This window comes from Kocuria sp. KH4, assembly GCF_053711175.1.
The window spans coordinates 106244-127984 of the sequence record NZ_JBSJYX010000009.1 but is presented as its reverse complement, the minus strand read 5'-3'; the positions used below and the strand labels follow the sequence as shown (position 1 = coordinate 127984).

The 21741-nt window shown below is 75.1% G+C and carries 21 protein-coding genes; 13 read left to right on the top strand and 8 right to left on the bottom strand.

Annotated elements, in window-relative coordinates; all coding sequences use genetic code 11:
- The coding region (locus ACWCOM_RS09095) for a carboxymuconolactone decarboxylase family protein (protein ID WP_454548419.1) at nt 1-228 on the top strand (228 nt) is incomplete at its 5' end.
- 47 nt (nt 229-275) lie between these two features.
- Here the strand turns inward: ACWCOM_RS09095 and ACWCOM_RS09090 are convergent.
- On the bottom strand, nt 276-1373 hold the full coding sequence (locus tag ACWCOM_RS09090; RefSeq protein WP_454548418.1) for a pyridoxal-phosphate-dependent aminotransferase family protein: 1098 nt from the start codon (nt 1371-1373) through the stop codon (nt 276-278).
- Between the two features lie 322 nt (nt 1374-1695).
- Here ACWCOM_RS09090 and ACWCOM_RS09085 point away from each other — a divergent pair, with 322 nt between their 5' ends.
- Nucleotides 1696-2190: a nucleoside deaminase gene (locus ACWCOM_RS09085; protein ID WP_454548417.1), complete on the top strand. Its 495-nt coding sequence runs from the start codon at nt 1696-1698 to the stop codon at nt 2188-2190.
- A 57-nt stretch (nt 2191-2247) separates the two neighbouring features.
- Here the strand turns inward: ACWCOM_RS09085 and ACWCOM_RS09080 are convergent, their stop codons facing one another.
- The gene (locus tag ACWCOM_RS09080; protein WP_454548416.1) at nt 2248-2871 is read right to left on the bottom strand and encodes a MarR family winged helix-turn-helix transcriptional regulator; all 624 of its coding nucleotides are present in this window, start codon (nt 2869-2871) and stop codon (nt 2248-2250) included.
- A 155-nt stretch (nt 2872-3026) separates the two neighbouring features.
- Between ACWCOM_RS09080 and ACWCOM_RS09075 the strand changes: the two genes are divergently transcribed.
- From ACWCOM_RS09075 to ACWCOM_RS09065, 3 genes are all read left to right on the top strand, one after another.
- Nucleotides 3027-3746, top strand: a complete 720-nt coding sequence (locus tag ACWCOM_RS09075) for a hypothetical protein (protein WP_454548415.1) — start codon at nt 3027-3029, stop codon at nt 3744-3746.
- Between the two features lie 498 nt (nt 3747-4244).
- Complete coding sequence (locus tag ACWCOM_RS09070) at nt 4245-5015, top strand: hypothetical protein (protein ID WP_454548414.1); 771 nt, start codon at nt 4245-4247, stop codon at nt 5013-5015.
- A 14-nt stretch (nt 5016-5029) separates the two neighbouring features.
- Nucleotides 5030-5770, top strand: coding sequence for a class F sortase (locus tag ACWCOM_RS09065; protein WP_454548413.1), 741 nt, complete (start codon nt 5030-5032; stop codon nt 5768-5770).
- Nucleotides 5771-5883: 113 nt separating this feature from the next.
- Here ACWCOM_RS09065 and ACWCOM_RS09060 read toward each other — a convergent pair whose 3' ends face one another.
- Nucleotides 5884-9390: a bifunctional proline dehydrogenase/L-glutamate gamma-semialdehyde dehydrogenase gene (locus ACWCOM_RS09060; protein WP_454548412.1), complete on the bottom strand. Its 3507-nt coding sequence runs from the start codon at nt 9388-9390 to the stop codon at nt 5884-5886.
- Nucleotides 9391-9517: 127 nt separating this feature from the next.
- On the opposite strand from ACWCOM_RS09060, the gene ACWCOM_RS09055 reads away from it, so the two are divergent.
- On the top strand, nt 9518-10426 hold the full coding sequence (locus ACWCOM_RS09055) for a LysR family transcriptional regulator (RefSeq protein WP_454548411.1): 909 nt from the start codon (nt 9518-9520) through the stop codon (nt 10424-10426).
- Between the two features lie 3 nt (nt 10427-10429).
- Here ACWCOM_RS09055 and idi read toward each other — a convergent pair whose 3' ends face one another.
- Nucleotides 10430-11029, bottom strand: a complete 600-nt coding sequence (gene idi / locus ACWCOM_RS09050; RefSeq protein ID WP_454548410.1) for an isopentenyl-diphosphate Delta-isomerase — start codon at nt 11027-11029, stop codon at nt 10430-10432.
- A gap of 119 nt (nt 11030-11148) precedes the next feature.
- On the opposite strand from idi, the gene ACWCOM_RS09045 reads away from it, so the two are divergent.
- From ACWCOM_RS09045 to ACWCOM_RS09030, 4 genes are all read left to right on the top strand, one after another.
- Entirely contained in the window at nt 11149-12084 is a 936-nt protein-coding gene (locus ACWCOM_RS09045; RefSeq protein WP_454548409.1) for a pseudouridine synthase, read from the top strand.
- A complete protein-coding gene (locus ACWCOM_RS09040) occupies nt 12081-13337 on the top strand; it encodes a DUF418 domain-containing protein (RefSeq protein WP_454548408.1) in 1257 nt (418 codons plus the stop codon). The genes ACWCOM_RS09045 and ACWCOM_RS09040 overlap by 4 nt, the downstream gene beginning before the upstream one ends.
- A 42-nt stretch (nt 13338-13379) precedes the next feature.
- Nucleotides 13380-14621: a glycoside hydrolase family 76 protein gene (locus ACWCOM_RS09035; protein WP_454548407.1), complete on the top strand. Its 1242-nt coding sequence runs from the start codon at nt 13380-13382 to the stop codon at nt 14619-14621.
- Between the two features lie 97 nt (nt 14622-14718).
- Nucleotides 14719-15261 carry an NUDIX hydrolase family protein gene (locus ACWCOM_RS09030; protein ID WP_368809148.1) on the top strand — a complete coding sequence of 181 codons (543 nt, stop codon included), beginning with the start codon at nt 14719-14721 and terminating at the stop codon, nt 15259-15261.
- Here ACWCOM_RS09030 and ACWCOM_RS09025 read toward each other — a convergent pair.
- Nucleotides 15176-16261, bottom strand: a complete 1086-nt coding sequence (locus tag ACWCOM_RS09025; RefSeq protein ID WP_454548406.1) for an FUSC family protein — start codon at nt 16259-16261, stop codon at nt 15176-15178. The two genes, ACWCOM_RS09030 and ACWCOM_RS09025, sit on opposite strands and share 86 nt — an antisense overlap.
- 218 nt (nt 16262-16479) lie before the next feature.
- On the opposite strand from ACWCOM_RS09025, the gene tgt reads away from it, so the two are divergent.
- Entirely contained in the window at nt 16480-17781 is a 1302-nt protein-coding gene (tgt, locus tag ACWCOM_RS09020; RefSeq protein ID WP_454548405.1) for a tRNA guanosine(34) transglycosylase Tgt, read from the top strand.
- A gap of 49 nt (nt 17782-17830) precedes the next feature.
- On the opposite strand, the gene ACWCOM_RS09015 is transcribed toward tgt, so the two are convergent.
- Entirely contained in the window at nt 17831-18277 is a 447-nt protein-coding gene (locus tag ACWCOM_RS09015) for a universal stress protein (RefSeq protein ID WP_454548404.1), read from the bottom strand.
- Between the two features lie 173 nt (nt 18278-18450).
- Nucleotides 18451-18876 carry an Lrp/AsnC family transcriptional regulator gene (locus ACWCOM_RS09010; protein WP_454548403.1) on the bottom strand — a complete coding sequence of 142 codons (426 nt, stop codon included), beginning with the start codon at nt 18874-18876 and terminating at the stop codon, nt 18451-18453.
- 128 nt (nt 18877-19004) lie between these two features.
- On the opposite strand from ACWCOM_RS09010, the gene ACWCOM_RS09005 reads away from it, so the two are divergent.
- Nucleotides 19005-19193: a hypothetical protein gene (locus ACWCOM_RS09005; RefSeq protein WP_454548402.1), complete on the top strand. Its 189-nt coding sequence runs from the start codon at nt 19005-19007 to the stop codon at nt 19191-19193.
- 145 nt (nt 19194-19338) lie between these two features.
- Nucleotides 19339-20910, top strand: a complete 1572-nt coding sequence (locus ACWCOM_RS09000; protein ID WP_454548401.1) for an alanine/glycine:cation symporter family protein — start codon at nt 19339-19341, stop codon at nt 20908-20910.
- A gap of 95 nt (nt 20911-21005) precedes the next feature.
- Here the strand turns inward: ACWCOM_RS09000 and ACWCOM_RS08995 are convergent, their stop codons facing one another.
- Entirely contained in the window at nt 21006-21734 is a 729-nt protein-coding gene (locus ACWCOM_RS08995) for a TVP38/TMEM64 family protein (RefSeq protein ID WP_454548400.1), read from the bottom strand.
- Between the last annotated feature and the right edge of the window lie 7 nt (nt 21735-21741).

Genomic DNA, 21741 nt, shown 5'->3' with positions numbered 1-21741 from the left:
GGGGGGGTGGGGGGGGCCATCGACCAGCTCCACCGCGAGCTCATCGCGGTGGCCGTGGCCATCAGCTCCCAGTGCCCCTACTGTCTCGAGGTGCACGTGACCCAGGCCAAGAAGGCCGGTGCCTCGAAGGCCCAGATCGCCGAGGCGGTCATGGTCGCCGCCGGCCTGGGCGCCGGCGCCGCGGTCACCCACGGCACCATGGCCGTGCGGATCTTCGACGAGGCCTGATCTCGGTCCTCCCCGGCCGGGGAGGACCGGGGCCGTCCCGCGGCGGCTCAGACCCGCAGCGGGGCCCTGCGCAGCGCCTCCTGCAGGGCGCCCAGGACGAGCGTCACGGAGCCGGCGTGGGCGTTGGGGCCCATCAGCCCGATGCGCCAGACCGTGTCGGCGTACTCCTTCACGCCCGCGCCAATCTCCAGCGAGTAGTGCTCCAGCAGGTGGGCGCGGACCGCGGCGGAGTCCACGCCCTCAGGCACCTTCACGGTGGTCAGCTCCGGGAGGCGGTGCCCCTCGGCGGCGAACAGCTCCAGGCCCATCTCCTGCAGCCCGTCCTGCAGGGCGTCGCCCGCCGCCTGGTGGCGGGCCCACACGTTCTCCAGGCCCTCCGCGGAGATCCGGCGCAGCCCCGCGTCCAGGGAGGCGATCATGGCCGTGGGCGCGGTGTGGTGGTAGGTGCGGGCCCGGCCCTGCGCCTCCCCCACGTAGCCGCCGAGCATGCCGAGGTCCAGGTACCAGGACCGGGGGTTCCGCACCCGGCGCTCGAACGCGGCGTCCGAGATCGTGAACGGCGCCAGGCCGGGGGCCACGCCCAGGCACTTCTGGGTGCCGGCGTAGCCGAGGTCCACCCCCCACTCGTCCGCGCGCAGCTCGATGCCGCCGATGGACGTGACGGCGTCGACGAGCAGCAGGGCGTCGCCCTTGAGCTCCCCCAGCGCGGCGATGTCCGAGCGCACGCCCGTGGAGGTCTCGGCGTGCACCGCGGCGATGATCTTGGGGGCGGGGTGCGCCTCCGCGACCCGCTGGGGGTCGATCGGCTGCCCGTACGGGAAGTCCACCCGCACCACCTCGGCACCGCACCGGGCCGCGACGTCGCACATCCGCTCGCCGAAGAGGCCGTTGACCGCCACGACGACGACGTCGCCGTCCTCCACGGTGTTCACGAAGGCGGCCTCCATGCCCGCCGAGCCGGTGGCGCTCAGCGGCAGGGTGCGCCGGTTGCGGGTCCCCCAGACCTCCCGCAGGCCGTCGCAGGCGCTGTCCATAATCTCCAGGAACGCGGGATCGAGGTGCCCGAGCAGCGGATGGGCCAGTGCGGCCGTGGCCTCGGGATAGGGGTTGGACGGGCCGGGGCCGAACAGGTGTCGCTGGATCATGGGCACGGGGCGCTCCTCACGCGGACGGGTCATCGGGTCGGGAGCCCAGCCTAGCCGGGACGCCCTGCCGCACCGACCGGGCGCCCGGCCCGGCGACGCCGGGGCGGCCCGTCCCGCACGCGACCCGGGGCCGCGCGCGGCGTCTGTTGTGAAGCGGGACACTGCCCGGTAGCCTCTGGACTGGCCCACGGCGGGTCCGGGCGACCGGACTATCTACCAGGCAGAACTGCACCATCGATCACGCAGCGGCCGCCGTCGGCGCGTCTCCCGGTTCTGGCTCGGCGAGCTCCCCAGCGGCACCTGCCTCACCCTGGAGACCCGCATGAGCACAGACGAGACCACCGTTCCGGCCGAGGCCCGGCAGTTCCTGCGCGAGGCCATCGCGCTCGCGGTCGACAACGCCAGGGCCGACGGCGGGCCCTTCGGCGCCGTGGTCGTCACGGCCGACGGCCGCCGCTTCTCCGGCGTCAACCGGGTCACCGCCGACAACGACCCGACCGCGCACGCCGAGGTGGTGGCCATCCGCACCGCCTGCCGGGAGCTCGGCACGTTCGACCTCTCGGGGGCGACCCTCTACGCGAGCTGCGAGCCGTGCCCGCTGTGCGTGTCCGCGTCCCTGTGGTCCCGCCTGGACGCGGTCTGGTTCGCGGCCGACCGGCACGACGCCGCCGCCGGGGGCTTCGACGACGCCGAGTTCCACGAGCACTTCACCCGGCCGGTGGAGGAGCGCTCCCTGCCCGTGCGCCCCGTCGACCTCCGGGAGCGCACGGCGCCCTTCGAGGCGTGGGCGGCGAACACGACCCGCACCGCCTACTGAGGGACGCCCGCTGCGTGCCGCGCCCCGGCCGGGGCGCGGCACCGGGCGTCCCCGCCGTCAGGCCCCGGCAGCGCCTGGCGGCACCGGCGCCCGGACGGCGCCGGCGGTCCCCGGGCCGTGACGGTCCCCGGGGTCCTCGAGCTCCCCCAGCACCCCGAGGACCTGGGCGACCTGGAGCTCCTCGGGGACCTCGACCGTGTCGACGGCGTCGGCCATGGCGTGCAGGAAGGCGGTGACGGTGGCGGCCTGGTCGGGGTCCAGGGCGCGGGCGGCGGCGAGCATGCGTTCGTGCATCCGGCCCAGGGTGGTGCGCACCTCGCAGTCGGCCTCGGCGGTGGCCACGATCACCAGGGCGCGCCGGTCGGTGGGGTGCGGGCGGCGGGCGATGTGGCCGGTGCGGGTGAGGCGGTCCAGCAGGGTGGTAGTGGAGGCCGAGGAGATGCCCAGGCGGGCGGTGAGATCGCGCGGGCTCATGGGGGTGCCGGCGCGGTCGGCCTCGAGGAGGTAGCGCAGGGCCAGGACGTCCTTCTCGCCCATGCCCATGGAGTCCTTGGTGCGCCGGCGCATCGCGGTCTCGGCGGTGCGGTAGGCGCGCAGGGCCTCGAGCACCTGCACCGGTCCGGGGCCGGGGTCGTCGGTGCCGTACCAGTAGCCGGAGGAGGTCGGGGCGCGGGACGTCATGCCGAACATCCTAGGCGACCGACAAGCCCGACCAGCGAGTAACTAGACAATCTAGACATCATCGACTTGGATGATGTGGTGCGCATCTCGCGGCTCCGGCCCCGGGCCGCGCACACCACCGCAGGGTACGCAGGGAACGTGAGGAAGGTCGAGGGATGAACCAGCAGGTGCAGCACCGGTCCGCACAGCAGACGACGGAACCGGCAGCCGGCCGTCCGGCCACCCCGGAGACCATGGGCCCCGTGCACTGCGGCCGGCCCATGCCGATGCGCCCGCTCGACCTGGCCGACGTCGACGGCCGCGCGAACCACGCCGCCGCCCAGGCCGCCGTGGACGGCCGCCGGCTGCACGCCTGCGCCTGCGGCTTCCTGGTCGAGACGGAGGACCCCGCCGGGACGACCGCGCCACTGGTGGCCCGCGGGGACGAGCACCTCTTCCACCCCTTCTTCACCCGGCGCGTCCTGGCGGCGGCCGGACGCGTCGAGACGGCCGAGTGGACCCTCGACCAGCAGCTCGCGGAGGACGACGCCTTCCCGGGGCAGGACGACGCCGCCCAGGACGTGTGGCTTTTGGCGGCCGGCGCGGAGACCGCGCAGTGGGAGCTGGACCAGGCCCGCGAGGCCCTGTGCGCCGAACTGCGCGTGGCCGCCCGCCACGGCGTGCCGCTCGCCGCCCTGTCCCGCGCGGCCGGCCTCGACGAGGACTTCGTGGTCGCAGCCCTCCGGCAGGACCGGGCGCGGGCCGTCCCGGCCGGCGGGGACGACCGGGCGCCGCACGCGGCGGCGCCGGACACGGGAGTGACCGAGCTGCGCACTCCCGGGCACCGTGCCGCGACGGGGGACCGCCGCGTCGACACGCTCGCCGCCGCGGGCTGAGCGCGCTCCGGCCCCGCAGGAACCTCCGGGCAGCCCCCGCGGGCGGACCCGCGCCGGCCCGCCCGCCCGTGTGAGGCGGCTAACACAATATGAAGAATTCGTGTACATGTCAGTAATCTGATGCTCAGGAGCGCGGCCGGCGCACGGGTCCGATGTGCGATGCACGTGGGGGGACACCGGAGCGCAGCCGGCCGGCAGCTCACCGCGCCGCCCCCGGTCCGATCCACCGGGGGCGGCACACTTCACAGCCTCGGCCCGAACCGGCGCCGGGAAGCGCGCCGCGCCTGCTCACTCCCGCCGTGCGGGCAGCACATCAACCGCGGACCGCGGGGCACACCGGACGCTTTCCCTGACCGGCGCATCGGCCCGCAGTCCGCCCGCGCTCCGCAATGTTCACCGTCGCATCAGGCCGAACCTCTCGACGTGGCCCGAATAATCAGTAAACTGTGCTTTGCGTCACTTCCCAGCCCTGTCATTCCTGACCGAGAGGCCGATCCCATGAAGAAGTCCGCTCTGCTCGCCGCGCCCGCCCTCGCACTCGCGGTCGTGACCCTGCCCGCCACCGCCGCCACCGCCGCCGACACCTGGTCTTTCCACGCCGAGCTCGCGCCGGTCAACAACAGCACCGCCGCCGGCCACGCCGCCGTGGAGGTCACCGGCCAGGAGGCCACGGTGACCGTGGAGGTGGCCGGGGCACCGGCCCTGTTCCAGGGGGCGCCCTACCCGCACGCCCAGCACATCCACATCGGGGGCCAGGGAGTGTGCGCCCCGCCGAGCGCCGACGCCGACGGGGACGGCGCGGTCAGCTCCATGGAGGGCCAGCCCTGGACCGGCGGGATCGGCACCGCGCTGACGACCTCGGGGGACACGACTCCGGCCTCCGCGGTGGCGGTCGACCGCTTCCCGGCCGGTGAGGCCTACACCTACCAGCGGACCTTCCCGGTGGACGGAGCCACGCTGACCGCCCTGCAGAACGGCACCGCGGTGGTCAACGTCCACGGTGCGGACCCGGCGACGCTCTCGGCCGCGGCGCAGGCGAAGGTGAACCCGATGGCCCCGGCCCTGCCGCTGGCCTCCGACATCCCGATCGCCTGTGGCGTGCTCGCGCCCGCCCAGATGGCGATGCCGGAGGGCCCGGCGGACACCGGCGTGGAGACGGCGGCGACCGGCTCCGACGCCCGTGGCCTGGCCGGAGCGGCCGTGCTGGGGATGCTCGCCCTGGGCGGTGCCGCGGTGGCCCTGCGGCGCCGCACGGCCGGCGGCCGCTGACCCCCGGACACCGCGTGCCCCGGCACCGCGCCGAGACCCGTCACCTCCGCACGGGGGTGGCGGGTCTCGCCGTGGTCCTGGGCCTGTGGTGCACCGGGGACAGCACCGCACCCACCCATCCGGCGACGGCGCCGCGGGCCGCCGCGGAGCACCCCGCCCCACGTGCCGCCCCTCCGGAGGCGGCGGCCTTCAGCGCCCTGGAGGCCGCCGCCCCGGCGCCCGGCACTGGGGGGCCCGGCGCCGCGGCACCGCGTGCCCCGGCCCCCACGGCGGACCGGGAGGACCGCCCGCGGGCGCTGCCCGCCTCCGAGCCGGTGCGCCTCACCATCGGCGCCATCGGACTGGAGGACCGGCTCATGTCGCTGGACCGGCGCCCCGACCGCACCCTGGAGGTCCCGCCGGAGCACCCCGGCGCCCCGGCCGGCTGGTACCGGGGCTCGCCCACCCCGGGAGAGGTGGGCCCGGCCGTGCTGCTGGGCCACGTCAACGCCACCGGCGGCGGCGCGGGGGTCTTCGCGGACCTGCACCGGCTGGCCCCCGGGGACCGCATCGCCGTCGCCCGGGCGGACGGGTCCACGGCGGAGTTCGCGGTGGACGCCGTCGAGCGCTACGCGAAGGACGCGTTCCCCACGCTGCGGGTCTACGGCAACACCGCCGGAGCGGAGCTGCGGCTGATCACCTGCGACGGCTACGACCCGGCGACCGGTGCCTTCGACGAGAACCTGGTGGTCCACGCCTCCCTCGTGCGGAGCTGAACCGCCCGCCCCGAACGGCACGGCGCCCCGCGCCGCGACCCGCCCGGGAGCGGGGGCCGCGGCGCGGGGCGCCGTCGTAGCCGTGCGCCGGACCGGCCCGGCGGATCAGCGCCTCAGATCAGCTCGTCCGTGAGGTGGTTGGGCGTGCCGAAGCGGTGGGCGGTGATGCTCACGGCCTGCTCGTGCAGGAACGGCAGCATCTCCACCCGGCCGGCCCCGGTGACGGGGTGGGCGTAGACGGCCACGTCCGGGCGGGATCCGGTCGCGGCGATGAACCGGGCACGGTCCCCGCCGATCAGGCGCACGCGCCCACCGCCGAGCTCGGCGGCGCGGGCCAGCCAGGCGGCGTCGTCCTCGACCCGGACCGGCACGCCGCGGCCGGTGAGCACGGAGGCCACCGCCGCGGGCAGCTCGAGCGCCGAGGAGACGCTGAGCCCGGCACCGGCCCGCAGGCCGGCCGCGACCACCCGGAGCAGATCGGCCAGGGGCTGCCCCTCGGCCAGCCGCACCGTCACCGGCAGGGGCAGGTAGCGGAAGACGTTGCGCTCCGCGTAGAGCCGGGAGACGTCCCGGGCCACCCCGAACTCCTCGGCCCAGACGGCCTCGTCGCTGCGCAGCGCCTGCTCGAGGACGTCGGCCTCCTGTGCCGTGACCCCGGCCCGGCCCGCACGGGCGGCGGCGAGCAGACCGGCCACGGCCGCGTCGGCCACGGGGCGCCCGTTCCCGCGCAGCGGCGCCGGCTCCCACTCACCCAGGCCCATGAGGTAGCTGGGGCCGCCGGCCTTGGTGCCGGGGCCGACCGCCGACTTCTTCCAGCCGCCGAAGGGCTGGCGCTGGACGATGGCCCCGGTGATGTGCCGGTTGACGTAGAGGTTGCCGGCCTGGACGGTGTCCAGCCAGTAGCCGATCTCGGCGGGGTCCAGGGAGTGCAGCCCGGCCGTGAGGCCGTAGTCGACCTCGTTCTGGATGGCCACGGCCTCCTCCAGGGTCTCGGCCGTCATCACGCCCAGGACGGGCCCGAAGTACTCCACCCGGTGGAACTCGGAGCCGCGCTGCACCCCGGTGCGCACGCCCGGGGACCACAGCCGGCCCGTGTCGTCCAGCTGCCGCGGCTCGATCAGCCAGGACTGGCCCTCCTCGAGGGTGGTCAGGGCCTGGAGCAGCTTGCCCTCGGCGGGCTCGGTGAGCGGGCCCATCTGGGCGGCGGGGTTGGTCGGGTGGTCCACGGTGAGGGAGCCGACCGCGTCCACCAGCTGGTTGCGGAACCGCTGGGACTGCGCCACCGAGCCCACGAGGATGACCAGGGAGGCCGCCGAGCACTTCTGCCCGGCGTGGCCGAACGCGGAGTAGGCGACGTCCTTGGCCGCGAGGTCGAAGTCGGCGCTGGGGGTGACGACGAGGGCGTTCTTGCCCGAGGTCTCGGCCAGCAGCGGCAGGTCGGAGCGGAAGGAGCGGAACAGCTCCGCCGTCTCGTAGGCGCCGGTGAGGATCAGGCGGTCCACCGCCGGGTGGGAGATCAGCTGGCGGCCGAGCTCCCTCTCCTCGAGGTCCACCAGCGCGAGCACGTCGCGGGGGATCCCGGAGGCGTCCAGGGCCTCCCAGACCGCCTCGGCCACCACGGCGCCGCAGCGCTTGGTCGGGCCGGCCGGCTTGAACACCACCGGGGACCCGGCGGCCAGGGCGGCCAGCGCGGAGCCGGCCGGGATGGCCACGGGGAAGTTCCACGGCGGGGTCACCACGGTGAGCCGGGAGGGCACGAACGTCGCGCCGTCCACCTCGTCCAGCTCCCGGGCGCGCTCGGCGTAGTAGTGCGCGAAGTCGATGGCCTCGCTGATCTCCGGGTCCGCCTGGTCGAGGGTCTTGCCGGCCTCGGCGGCCGCGACCTCGAGGAGCTCGGCGCGGCGGGCGGCGAGGGCGTCACCGGCACGGTGGAGCACCTCGGCCCGCTGGGCGCCGGACAGCGCGGACCAGCCCCGGCCGGCCGCGAGGGCGGCCTCCACGACGCGGTCGAGCTGCTCCTCGGTCTGCACGCGGGCCGCGGTGACGGTCGCCACGCCGGCGGCGGAGCCGGGGACGCGCTCCAGGATCTTCCGGCCCCAGGCGCGGTTGGCGGCCACGGCCGGGTCGGTGTCCGGGGTGTTGTGGAAGCCCTCGCGCGGGGCCGGGGGCTCGGGCAGGGTCCGGTCCTGGACCCGGTGGGGCGCCGGGACGGTGTCGTCGAGCGCGGCCAGGGAGGCGAGGAAGCGGTTCTTCTCGCGCTCGAAGAGCTCCTCGTTCGCGGAGAGCTCGAAGACCGCGGACATGAAGTTCTCCTGGCTCGCGCCCTCCTCCAGCCGGCGGATGAGGTAGGCGATGGCGACGTCGAACTCGGCCGGGTGCACCACCGGGGTGTAGAGCAGCAGGGAGCCGACGTCGCGCTTGACGGCCTGGGCCTGGCCGGTGGCCATGCCCAGTAGCATCTCGAAGTCGACGGCCTCCGTGACCCCCCGCTCGGAGGCGAGCAGCCACGCGAAGGCGATGTCGAAGAGGTTGTGCCCGGCCACGCCGATCCGCACCGCGTCGGCGTGCTCCGGCTGCAGCGCGTAGTTGAGCACGCGCTTGTAGTGGGTGTCCGAGTCCTGCTTGGTGGACCAGGTGGCCAGCGGCCAGTCGTGCAGGGACGCCTCGACCTGCTCCATGGGCAGGTTCGCGCCCTTGACCACGCGCACCTTGACGCGGGCGCCGCCCGCGGCGCGGCGGGCCCGCGCCCACTCCTGGAGGCGGATCATCGCCTCCAGGGCGTCGGGCAGGTAGGTCTGCAGGACGATCCCGGCCTCGAGGTGCTGGAACCGGGGCTGGTCGAGGATCCGGGTGAAGACCGCGATGGTGAGGTCCAGGTCCTTGTACTCCTCCATGTCCAGGTTGATGAACTTGGGGGCGGGGAACGAGGCGGCCCGCGCGTAGAGCGGCGTCAGCTTCTCGACGACCTCGGCCACGGCCTCGTCGAAGGCCCACGGGGAGTGCGGGGCCACGGTGGAGGAGACCTTGATGGAGACGTAGTCGACGTCGGGCCGGGCCAGCAGGTCGTGGGTGCCCTGCAGGCGGCGGTCGGCCTCGTGGTCGCCGAGCACGGCCTCGCCCAGCAGGTTGACGTTGAGCCGGACGTCGTCCGTGCGGATCTTCGCGATGGACTTCCCGAGCCTGGCCTCGCTGGCGTCCACGATGAGGTGGCCGACCATCTCGCGCAGGGCCCTGCGCGCGGCGGGGATGACGACCTGGGGCGCGGCCGGGGCCAGGGCCCCGCCGGCGCGGACCGCGGTGCGCAGGTACCAGGGCAGGAAGGCGGGGACCTTCGGGGCCAGCCGGGCGAGGTTGCGGGCGGCGACCCGGATGTCCTCGGGACGGACGACGCCGTCGACGAAGCCGACCGTGAAGTCCAGTCCACGGGGATCCTTGAGCACCCCGGCCAGCTGCTCGCCCGAGGCGTCCTTGGGGAACTGCTCCGCCTCGGTGAGCCAGCGGCGCACGGTGGCCACGGCCTGCTCGGGCAGCGACACCGGGATCGCGGCGTGGGGAAGGGTGCGTCCGGCCGACGGGTCCGCAGGGGTGTGCGCGGTCGCGGGGACGGGGATCGTCGTCATGGGTGGTACTCCCTGGTCTGCGTGGAAAGCACTGGTGCGCTCCTCACTATGCGCCCTCTTTCCATTCGGATAAAGTGATGTTTTCCACGGATGATCCGTCAATCGACGTGATGAATGTGAGGTCCTCGTGCTCGACGTCCGGAAGCTGCGGCTGCTGCGCGAGCTCGCGCTGCGCGGCACCCTGGCGGAGGTGGCCGCGGCCCTGAGCTACAGCCCCTCGGCGGTCTCCCAGCAGCTGTCGGCGCTGGAGAAGGAGGCCGGGGTCGAGCTGCTCTCCAAGGCCGGCCGGCGGGTGCAGCTGACCCCGCAGGCGGAGATCCTGGTGGCGCGCACCGCCGAGCTGCTGGACGTCCTGGAGCGGGCGGAGTCGGACCTGGCGGCGTCGCTGAGCACGGTCACGGGCACGGTGCGGGTCGCCGTGTTCCAGTCGGCCGCCCTGGCGCTGCTGCCGGCCGTGCTCGGCACGATGCGCCGCGAGCACCCGGACGTGCGGGTCGAGATGGTGCAGGCGGAGCCGGAGCGCGCCCTCCACGAGACGTGGACGCGCGAGTTCGACCTCGTGGTCGCGGAGCAGTACCCGAGCCACGCCGCCGCCCACCACCCGGACCTGGACCGGCAGCGGCTCATCACGGACGCCATCCGCCTGGCGGTCCCGCCCGGGGCGGAGCACGCGTCGATCACCTCGCTGCAGGACGCCCGCGAGCTGCCGTGGGTCATGGAGCCCCGGGGCGCGGCGTCGAGGCACTGGGGGGAGCAGCTGTGCCGGCGGGCGGGGTTCGAGCCGGACGTCCGGTTCGCCACGGCGGACCTGCAGGCCCAGACCCGGCTCGTGGAGTCCGGCAACGCCGTGGCCCTCATGCCGGACCTCATGTGGGCGGGCGGCGACTCGCCGTGCCGGCTGGTCGACCTGCCCGCGGGGCCGCGGCGGACGGTGTTCACCTCGATCCGGGGCTCGAGCGTGCGGCGACCGGCCATCCTCGCCCTCCGTGCGGCCCTGGAGGCGGTGGCCGCCGAGCTCGCCGCGCGGATGGACTGACGCTCAGGGGTGGGCGGCGGCCTGCCCGGTCAGCGCCCGGCGCAGCCGGCCGTCGGCGATCTGCTCCAGCAGCCACGGGCTGAGCAGGAACGGCGCGGCCTCGGCCGCGGCGAAGAGCTCCTCCGGGAGGATCCAGGCGACCTCCGCGACCTCCGCCGGCAGCGGCTGCGGCTGCCCGGCGGCACGTGCCACGTAGACGGGGCAGAACTCGTTCTCGACGATCCCGGAGGCGTCCACGGCCCGGTAGCGGAAGTCCGGCAGCACCGCCGTGACGCCCGTCACGGCGAAGCCCAGCTCCTGGCCGGCCCGCCGGGCCACGGCCTCCTCGAAGTCCTCGCCGGGCGCCGGGTGGCCGCAGAAGCTGTTCGTCCACACCCCCGGCCAGGTCTTCTTGGCCAGGGCCCGGCGGGTCAGCAGCAGCCGCCCGTCGTCCCCGAGGACGTAGCACGAGACCGCGAGGTGCAGCGGGGTGTCCGCGGTGTGCACCTGCGCCTTGGGCGCGGTGCCCACGGGACGGTGGGCGTCGTCGAGCAGGACGACCTCCTCGACGGCTCCGGGGGCGGCTCCGGGGACGGCGTCGGGGGCGGCTTCGTGGCTGGCCATGGGTCTCGTTCCGGTCGGTGGCGGGAGGTGGTCCGCGCCCATTCTCGCAGGCCCGCGCCCGGGAGGCACGCGGGCCGGGGAGTGGACAAGGGCCCGCCCGGGGAGCACGATCGGGAACCATGCGACGACGTCGGCCCGCCCCCGCCCCTCTGCCCCTGCGGGACGGCGTGGACCCCGTCCGGGTCCGGCTGCCGGCCGAGGACGGGTGGGGCACGGCCCGGGACTGGCTGCTGGCGCGCTTCCCGGCCTCGGCCCCGGAGCTGGAGGAGCTCTTCGCGTCCGGGGGGATCGTCGACGACGCCGGGCGGCCCCTCGCCCCCGGCACCCCCTACCGGCCCGGCGGGTCGGTCTGGTACCACCGGGCCCTGCCGCCCGAGCCGGAGCTGCCCGGGGACCTGCCGGTGCTGTTCGAGGACGAGTGGTTGCTGGCCGTCGACAAGCCGCACGGCCTGCCCACCACCCCGCGCGGCGGGTTCGTGGCGCAGAGCGCGCTGGTGAAGCTGCGCCGCTCCCGCAGCGAGGACCGCCTGTCCCCGCTGCACCGGCTCGACCGCGGCACGGCCGGGGTGCTGCTGCTCTGCCGGGACCCCGCGGCCCGCGGCCGGTTCCAGACCCTCTTCCAGGACCGGGCGGTGGCCAAGGAGTACGAGGCGGTCGCCGCGCACCGGCCCGGGCTCGGGCTGCCGCGCGTCGTCGAGTCCCGCATCGTCAAGGACCGCACCTGCCTGCAGGCGCGCGAGGTGCCGGGACCGGCCAACGCGCGCACCGTCGTCGACCGGGCGGGCGCCCCGTTCGCGGACGCCGAGGGCGAGTGGGCGCGCTACCGGGTGCGGCCCGAGACCGGGCGCACCCACCAGATCCGGGTCCACCTGGCCGGGCTGGGCGTCCCGGTCCGCCACGACCCGCTCTACCCGCAGGTGCGCCCGGCCGGCAGCGAGGACCCCGACCGGCCGCTGCAGCTGCTGGCCCGGCGGATCGGCCTGACCCACCCCATGACGGGCCGCCCGCTCGTGCTCGAGAGCCGGCGTGCCCTGCGCACCGGGGTGCCCTCGTGAGCGCGCCGCGCCCCGCGCCGGCCGCCGCCCGGGTGCCCGCCCCGGACGTGGCCCGCGGGCTCATGCTCTGGGTCATCGCCGTCGCCAACGTCACCGCGTGGATCTGGGCGCCCGGGCCCACGGACGGCCCCCGCGACCGGCCCGTGGGCGCCGGGGCGGGCGCGGCCGGGTGGACGGCGGACGACGTCGTGAACACCGCCCTGTCCATGCTCGTGGACGGCCGCGGCTTCCCCCTGTTCTCCTTCTTGGTCGGCTACGGCGTGGGCCAGATCGCCGCCCGGGAGGCCGCCCGCGGCACGCCCCTGCCGCTCGCCCGGCAGCTGCTGCTGCGGCGCTACGGGTGGCTGCTGCTCCTCGGGGCCCTGCACGCGTGCCTGCTCTTCCCCGGGGACATCATCACGGCCTACGCCTTCGGCGGGCTGTTCCTGACCCTGCTGATCGCGGAGAGCACGGTCACGCTGCTGGTCCTCGCCGGCCTGGGCTCCGTGCTCATGGTCCTCTACGGCGCGGCGAGCTGGGCCGTGCGGACCCCCGGCAGCGCGCCCTTCCCCAGCCTCGTCACCGACTCCGTGCCCGAGCACCTCGCCCTCGTGCTGTCCGAGGGCGCGGGGGTGGTGGCCTTCGCCCCGCTCCAGCTGCTGGGGCTGCTGCCCATGCTGCTGCTCGGCCTGGCGCTCAGCCGCCACCGGGTACTGGAGGACCCCGGGCCCCGCCGCGGCCGGCTGCTGGTCGGCGCGGTGGCCTGCATCGGCGCGGGGCTGCTGACCGGCGCCGGCACGGGGCTGCTGACCACGGACATGCTCGAGCCATCCACGGCCGCCGGGTCCCTGCTCACCGGGCTGGACGCCCTGACCGGCGCGGCGCAGGGCATCGGCTACGCGCTCGTGGTGGCCCTGGTCTGCGCGCGGGCCCGGCGGCGGGCCCCGGACGCCCCCCTCCGGGCGCGGGAGCACCCCGCGCTGTGGTCACTGCAGGCCCTGGGGCGCCGGTCGATGAGCGGCTACATCGCCCAGTCCGTGCTCTTCACCGTCCTGATGCCGCCGTTCGCGCTGGGCCTCGGCCACGCCCTGGCCCCCACCGCCGCGCTGCTGCTGGGCACCGCGGTGTGGCTGGCCACCCTGCTCGGCGCCGTCCTGCTCGAGCGGCGCGGTCTGCGGGGGCCCGCCGAGGCGTTCCACCGGCGGCTGGCGGCCGGCCCCGCCCGGGACCACCCCGGCCCGCGCTCCGGCCCGCACTCCGCGGCGAGCGCATAGGCTCGGAGCAGCACCCCTCCCCCGCCAGCACCAGGAGCCGCCATGTCCAGCCCCACCGGCGCGAGTCCCGCGTCCCGCCCGCTCTCCGCCGACCCCGGCGCCGAGGGCACCGCGAGCGCCCCGGAGCGCGCCGACACGGCGGCCCGGTCGGTCCGCGCGCTCTTCGCCGGGCGCGCCCTGGGCGTGCCGGGCACCCTGCTGGGCGCGCCGGCGCACCCGCGGCCCCGCTCCCGCACGGCCCCGTGGCACTACTGGTGGCAGGCCCACCTGCTCGACGCCCTGGTGGACGCCGCACGGCGCCACCGGGACGAGCCCGACCGCGCGGAGGAGCTCCGCCGCGACGCGCACCGGCTGCTGCGCGGGATCACCCTGCGCAGCGGCGGGCGCGTGACCCAGAACTCCTACTACGACGACATGGCCTGGCTGCTGCTGGCCGTGGGCCGGCTCGCCGCGCTGGACCGCGAGCTCACCGGCCGGGCGGACGTGGCGTGCCTGGACGCGGGCCGGGCCCTGCTCGCCCGGATCGAGCGGGGGCACACGGCGGACCTGGGCGGCGGGGTCTTCTGGAACACCCGCCACGACGTGAAGAACACCGCGTCCTCGGCGCCGGCGGCCCTGGCCTTCGTGCGCACGCACCGCACCGACCAGGCCCGCGCGGTGCTCGGCTGGCTGCAGGAGAACCTGTGGGACCCCGGCCGGAAGGTCTTCCACGACGGGCTGGTGCTGGTCGCGGCGGGATCCGGCAGCGAGGTCACGCGGCGGGACGAGCGGCTGTTCAGCTACAACTCCGGACCCGTGCTCGGGGCGCTGCTCGAGCTCGCGGACGACCCCGGCACGGGCGCGGACGAGCGGGCGCGCCTGCTGCGCACGGCGGCCGACGTGGTGGCGGGCGCCGTCGACGCCTACGGCCGGCCGGCCCCGGAGGGCCGGGTCCTCACCACGCACGGCGGCGGGGACGGCGGGCTGTTCAGCGGCATCCTCGCCCGCTACCTCGCCCAGGCGGCCCGGCACCCGGACCTGGACCCGCCCGCGCGGCGCACCGCCGCCGAGCTGGTGACGGGCACCGCCGAGGCCCTGTGGACCGGACGGCGAGCGGCCGAGCCCGCCGCGGGCCCCGGCGGGGGCGCGCCGTCGGACCCGGCGGGCGGGTCGGTGGCGGTCTTCTCCCCCGATCCGGCGCGGCCCGCCGGGCAGGCGCAGCGCCCCGGCGCCCCGGTGGAGCTGTCCACCCAGGTCCAGGCGTGGACGGTCCTCGAGGCCGCCGCCCGGCTGGAGCGCCCGTGAGCGGGGGCCGGGCCGGCGGCTCCGCTGAGCGCTGAACCGGCGCCCCGGGCCGGGGGGAATCGTGGCCGCGCCAGGGGTCATGGGATAGAACAGCAGTATGAACTTCCTCCGCACCCCCGATCCGAACCCCGGTTGGCTCAACGAGGACGACCTGCAGGAAGCCCGGCGCCGCCTGCCGATGGTGTACGTGCAGGCGCTGCCGGTCCGCCTCGACCCGCTGGGCTACCTCTCCGAGATCGGGCTGCTCCTGCAGGCGACCCCCGAGGGCGAGATGATGTACACCTTCGTCTCCGGCCGGGTGCTGTACCGGGAGACCATCCGGGCGGCCCTGCTGCGCCACCTCGAGAAGGACCTGGGCGCCATGGCCTTCCCGCAGCTGCCGGTGTCCACGACCCCGTTCGCGGTGGCCGAGTTCTTCCCCTCCCCCTCCGAGACGGGGCTGACCGACGACCGTCAGCACGCCGTGGCGCTGAGCTACATCGTGCCGGTGCGCGGGGAGTGCAGTCCCCGCCAGGACGCCCTGCAGCTGTCCTGGATGAGTCCCGAGGAGGCGCTCAGCCCCGAGGTGCAGGCGGAGTTCGCCGGGGGCCGGGGAGACCTGGTGCGCCAGGCCGTGGCGCACGCGGGCTGGGGCCGCTGAGCCCCCGCTCCTCCGCGCCGCGGGTGAGCAGGACCACCGCCAGCCCGCACAGGACGCCGATCACCGTCTCCACCGCCCGGGCCTGCAGCAGGTGCCCGGGGGCGCCCGGGGCCGCCAGCTGGGTCATCAGCAGGGCCAGCGGGGTGATGAACAGCAGGGCCAGGGCGTAGTTGCGGCCCACGAACAGCTCCGCGAGGAACTGGAAGAGGACCACGAGCGCCACCGTGTGCCACTGCTGCAGCGGCACGGACAGCACGGCCGCGCTGATCCCCACGCCGCCCAGGGTGCCCACCATGCGGTGGACGCCGCGCTGCACCCGCGCCCCCAGGTCCGGGGCCGCGATGGGGGCCGCGGCGGCGACCATCGCCCAGTAGCTGTGCGAGAGGCCGGTGGCCGCGCCGAGGGCCCCCGCCACGGACGTGGCCGCCAGGAACCGGCCGCCGTGCGCCCACAGCCGGCCGGTGCTGAGCCCGTGGTGCTGCCCGACCGGGGCCACGGGCCCGGTCAGGCCCTCCCCAGCCCACCGGGACGCCAGCCCCAGCGCCACGGAGAAGGCGGCGGAGCCGGCGGCGAGCGCCACGGCCTGCCAGAGCGGTGCCGCGTGCCCCAGGGAGCCGACGGCGCCGACCGCGAAGACGAAGAAGACCGACCCCGCCGGCTTGAGCCCCCAGGACGCCGCGGCCATCGCGCCGAGCCCGGCCACGACCGCCGTGGCCGCCAGCACCGCCGGCTCCGGGGCGCCGCTGAGCAGCGCGCCCAGCGCCACGCACAGCGTCAGCAGCACGCCCGCCTGCGTCTGGTGCCGGGCCCGGGCCGCCGGCGGCTCGTGCCGGGCGTAGATGGAGGCGAACGCCCCGAAGACCGCGTAGACGGCCAGGTCGGCGCGGCCGGCGGCCACGACGGCGACCAGCGGGACGGCCACCGACAGCGCGATCCGGGCGGCGGGGAGGTGGTCCCGCTGGGCGGGGTGCAGGGCGAAGAGCTTCCGGAGCGGGCGCACGCGGTCGGGACCGCCTCTCTGTCGTCGGCGGCCGCACGGGCCGCGGCCGGGCGCGGGCGCCCGTCCTCGGGCGCTGGAGGCCCGCGCGCGGAGCGTGCGGGCCCACGACCCGACAACGGCCCGGCGGCGGCCCCTCTTCCGGGGCCGGAGCATGAGATCACTCACAGCGGCCTTCCCGGCCGCCCGGGCCGGGCCCGGCAGTGGCGCACAATGGTCGGATGACCCTGCCCGCCGCGCCCTCCCCGTTCCCCGCCGCCCGCGCCGCCTTCGGCTTCGAGGTCGAGCACCGGCTCGAGGAGACGGCCCGCGCGGCCGGCTCGCGCGCGGACGCCGGCGGCGCCCCGTTCCGGGGCCGCACCGGCACGATCCGCACCCCGCACGGGGAGATCCGGACCCCCGCGTTCGTGCCCGTCGGCACCGCCGCCACGGTCAAGGCGGTGCTGCCGGAGTCCATGGCCGAGCTCGGCGCCCAGGCCCTGCTCGCCAACGCCTACCACCTCTACCTCCAGCCCGGGGCCGACGTCCTCGACGCGGCGGGCGGGCTCGGCGCGTTCATGAACTGGGACGGGCCCACCTTCACGGACTCCGGGGGCTTCCAGGTCATGTCCCTGGGCTCGGGCTTCCGGAAGGTCATCGACATGTCCACGGTCGCGTCCTCGGCCGCCGGCGACGACGACGTCGCGACCGGCAAGGAGCGCATGGCCCGCGTCGACGACGACGGGGTCACGTTCACCTCCCACATCAACGGCGACGTGCACCGCTTCACCCCGGAGATCTCCATGCAGGTCCAGCACCGGTTGGGGGCGGACATCATGTTCGCGTTCGACGAGCTGACCACGCTGCACAACTCCCGGGGCTACCAGGAGACCTCCCTCGAGCGGACCCGGCGGTGGGCCCGGCGCTGCGTGGCCGAGCACGCCCGGCTCACCGAGGAGCGCGCCGACCGGCCGTACCAGGCGCTGTTCGGGGTGATCCAGGGCGCCCAGTACGAGGACCTGCGCCGGAAGGCGTGCCGGGACCTCGGGGCGATGGACTTCGACGGCTTCGGGATCGGCGGGGCGCTGGAGAAGGAGAACCTCGGCACGATCGTGCGCTGGTGCAGCGAGGAACTGCCCGAGGACCGGCCGCGGCACCTGCTGGGCATCTCCGAGCCGGACGACATCTTCACCGCGCTGGAGAACGGCGTCGACACCTTCGACTGCGTCTCGCCCACCCGGGTGGCCCGCACGGGGGCCGTGTACGGCCCGGACGGCCGCTTCACCGTGAGCAACGCCCGCTTCCGCACCGACTTCTCCCCCGTCCAGGACGGCTGCGACTGCTACACGTGCACGCACTACACCCGGGCGTACCTGCACCACCTGTTCAAGGCCAAGGAGCGGCTCGCCGCGACGCTCACCTCGATCCACAACGAGCGGTTCGTCGTGCGCATGGTCGACGGCGCGCGCCGGGCGATGGCCGACGGCAGCTACGTCGAGTACCGGGACGAGGTGCTGGGCCGGTACTACGCGCACCGGGGCTGAACGCCCCGCCCCCGCACGGTCGTCCTCCGGGACCGTGCGGCCGCCGGGGTCAGCTCGTCGCCGCGGTGCCGTCCTCGTGGATCACGAGCACTGGGCAGGACGCGTGGGCGACGCACGCGGCGCTGACCGAGCCCAGCAGCAGGCCCCGGAACCCGCCGTGGCCCCGCCGGCCCACCACGAGCATCGAGGCGCCCTCGCTCTCCCGCACCAGCACCTTCGACGGGTGGCCGAACTCCACGGTGGTGGTCAGCCCCTCGGGGACGTCCTCGCCGAAGGCCTGCTGGATCGCCGTGTCCACCCGCTTCCGGGTGACCTCGTCGAAGTTGTCGCTGCCGAGGGGCACGTAGCCGGCGTACTCGGGCGGGTAGTCCCAGGCGGCGACCACCCTGAGGGGCGCGCCGAGGGCCGGGGCGATCCGGGCCGCCCAGCGCAGCGCCTCCACGGACTGCCCGGATCCGTCGACCCCGACGACGACGGCTGCTGTTCCCTGTTCCATGCCGAGTCCCCCGCTCCCACGCCCACGATGGTGCGCCCAGTATCACAGAGGACAGCCCCGGCCGGGCGAAGATGCGGCAGGATGACTACGGCCGCCGAGTCCGTCGGCGGACCCGGAGGTCGCCGTGCGGGCAGGAGGGCGCTCCCTGCGTCCCCGGGCGCGGGCCGCCGCGCTCAGAGATGCGACAGGATGACGGAGCTGCGCGTGTGGTTGACGCCCTTCCACTCCCGGATCCGGACCATGACGTCCTCCAGGTGCGAGGTGTTCTGCGCCCGGACGAGGAAGATGCCGTCGGCCTCCCCCGTCACCGTGTAGGCGTCGGTCACCTCGGGGATCTCCGCGACCATGGTCCGCATCATCGACGGGGACAGCCCTCCGTCGCAGTGCAGCTCCACGAAGGCCTCGATGTTCCAGCCCAGGACCGACTGGTCGATCTCCGCGGTGAAGCGCTTGACGGTCCCCGTCCGCTGGAGGGCGTCGACCCGTCGCTTCACCGCCGGAGCGGACAGACCCACCCGCTGACCGATGGCGGCGTAGCTGCGGCGACTGTCCTGGATCAGTGACGCAATGATCTGCTGGTCGATCTCGTCAACACGCAACGATGTGCCCCTCTGTCGAGTGTTTTCATACTGGATGGCTCAATATGTCCCGGTTAGACTTCAGAAGTCAACTGCGGCACCCGTGTCGCACGCCTCCTCCGCACCGCACGCAGAAAGCTGGATGTCCCGTGGCCCTCCTCCTCGTCTTCGGCCTCCCCGCCGTCCTCTTCACCGCGATCGGCCGCGCCGCCGCCCCGACCCGCGCCACCTCGGTCGGCGAGCTGCTCCGCCACGCCGGCGGCGACCTGGCCCGCGGCCTGCGGGTGTGCGCCATGACCTCCCCGCAGCACCTCACGAGCGCTCGCACCGGCCGCTGAGACCGCACCGTCGGTGAGGGGTGCCACCGCGAGCACCCCCTTCCGCCCCGTTCCGTGACGCCGTACCTACCGGTGCGTCAAGTATTTACATCCGGGGACACGTGTATCTGTTGCCAAGCGGCAGGGCACGCGCTGTAGTTAGCGGATGGAGATTCTTCAGGCGGTACCCATGTCCACGGTGGCGGAGGAAGTCGGCTGGCTGGTCGAGATCGACCGCGCGATCAATGCGGCGTTCGCTCCCATCACCGAAGTCTTCTCGAGCATCGTCTTCTACCCCATCACCATCGGCGAGGTCAGTTTCCCCTTCGTGGTCGCGTGGCTCATCGCGGCCGGCGTCATCTTCACCGTCTACTTCGGCGTCGTCCAGCGCCATCTCAGGGTCTCCACGGACGTGGTCCGGGGGAAGTTCTCCGCCAAGGACGACCCCGGAGAGGTCCCCCACTTCCAGGCCCTGACCTCGGCCCTGTCCGGCACCGTGGGACTGGGCAACATCGCCGGTGTCGGCGCGGCGATGGCCCTCGGCGGGCCCGGCGCCACCTTCTGGATGATCTGCGCGGGCCTGCTCGGCATGGCCACCAAGTTCGCGGAGTGCACCCTGGGCGTGAAGTACCGCGAGGTCCACGAGGACGGCACCGTCAGCGGTGGTCCCTTCCGGTACCTGCCCATCGCGTTCCGCCGGTTCGGCCGCATCCCCGCCAAGATCCTCACCGGCGTCTTCGCCGTGGCGATCCTGTTCTTCGGCGCGGCCGGAGGCAACATGTTCCAGGCCAACCAGACCTTCGCGCAGGTGCAGAACGTCACCGGCGGCGCGGACGGGTTCCTCGGCAGCCCCGGGGCGGCCCTGGTCTTCGGCATCGTCCTGGCCGTCCTGGTGGGTCTCGTCATCGTCGGCGGCATCAAGTCCATCGGCGCCACCACCAGCCGGCTGGTGCCGGCCATGGGCGCCATCTACGTGACCGCGTGCCTCGTGGTCATCCTGGCCAACCTCACCCACGTCCCGGCCGCCTTCGGCGCCATCATCGACGGGGCGTTCTCCCCGGAGGGCATCGCCGGCGGCGTCCTGGGCGTCATGGTCGTCGGCTTCCAGCGCGCCGCGTTCTCGAACGAGGCCGGCCTGGGCTCGGCCGCGATCGCGCACTCGGCCGTGAAGACCCGTCGCCCGGTGAGCGAGGGCTTCGTGGCCCTGTTCGAGCCGCTCGTGGACACGGTGCTGATCTGCACCATGACGGCCCTGGCCATCGTCATCGCCGGCGCCCCCAGCCTGCAGGCGGGCATCGATCAGGTCCAGGCCGGCGGGGGCGCCCCCGACGGCGTCATCCTCACCTCGGACGCCTTCGCCACGGTCATCCCCTGGTTCCCGATCGTGCTGGCCGTCGCGGTCGTCCTGTTCGCCTTCTCCACGCTGATCACCTGGTTCTACTACGGCCTCAAGGCCTGGGAGTACCTCTTCGGCCGCAGTCGGCTCAGCGACAACGTCTTCCGCGGCGTCTACCTGTTCTTCACGATCGCCGGGTGCGTGCTCACCTTCAGCGAGGTCATCTCCTTCGCGGACGCGGCCCTGTTCGTCTGCGGCTTCGTGAACCTGCTGGGCGTCTACATGCTCCTGCCCGTGATCAAGCGCGAGATGAAGGAGTACCTGGCCGACCGCAGGAGCGGCAAGCTCCACCTGCTCGGCGCGGAGTCGAACGGCTCCACCGCCGCCAGGCCTCAGGCCTGACCCCGTCCGCGCCGTGTCGCGCGGTTCCGCGAACGACCTCGTCCGGCCCTTCCGAGGAGGGCCGGACGAGGTCGTTCGCGGCGCCCGGCCCGGGATCAGGCCGGGCCGTCGGCCTCCGCCCGGTCCGCCGAGCCGCCGGGCGGCGCCTCGTGCCGGGACCGGCGCCAGGTGAGCACCCCGACCACCACCACGAGCGCCCACGAGGCGGCCACGGCGGCCAGCGCCGGCCACGACGGCCGGGAGGTGAAGGCCCCCAGGGCGGCGAAGCTGATCTGCCCCGGCATCCCGCCGAGCAGGGTCGCGGCCAGGTACTCCCGCTGCGGGACGCGGACGAGCCCCGCCCCGTAGCTGAGGGTCCAGTTGGGCAGGACCGGGCGCAGGACCAGCACCGTGAGGAAGCCCTTGCCGTCGAGCTTGCGCTCCACGGCTCCCATCCGGGGACCCGCGAGGCGGTACAGGGCGTCGCGGCCGAGGAAGCGGGCGAGCCAGTACCCGAGCCAGGCCCCCGCCGTGGTGGCCACCACGCCCACCGCGCCGCCCTGGGCCATCCCGAAGAGGAACCCGCCGGAGACGGCCATGATCGTCACCGGCACGGGCGTGGCCGCCACGAGCACGAACACCACCGCGAACACGAGCGGACCCCACGCCCCGAAGCCCTCGACGAAGCCGCGGACCTGCTCCACCGTGGGCAGTTCGTGGCTGATGAGGTACCACACCGCCGCGGCGAGCAGCAGCACCAGGACGCCGGCCTTGAGCACGGTCACCCAGACCGGGCGGGCACCGGCCTTCCCCGCCTCCGGGTCCCGCGCAGGTTCGGTGCTCACGAGCGCC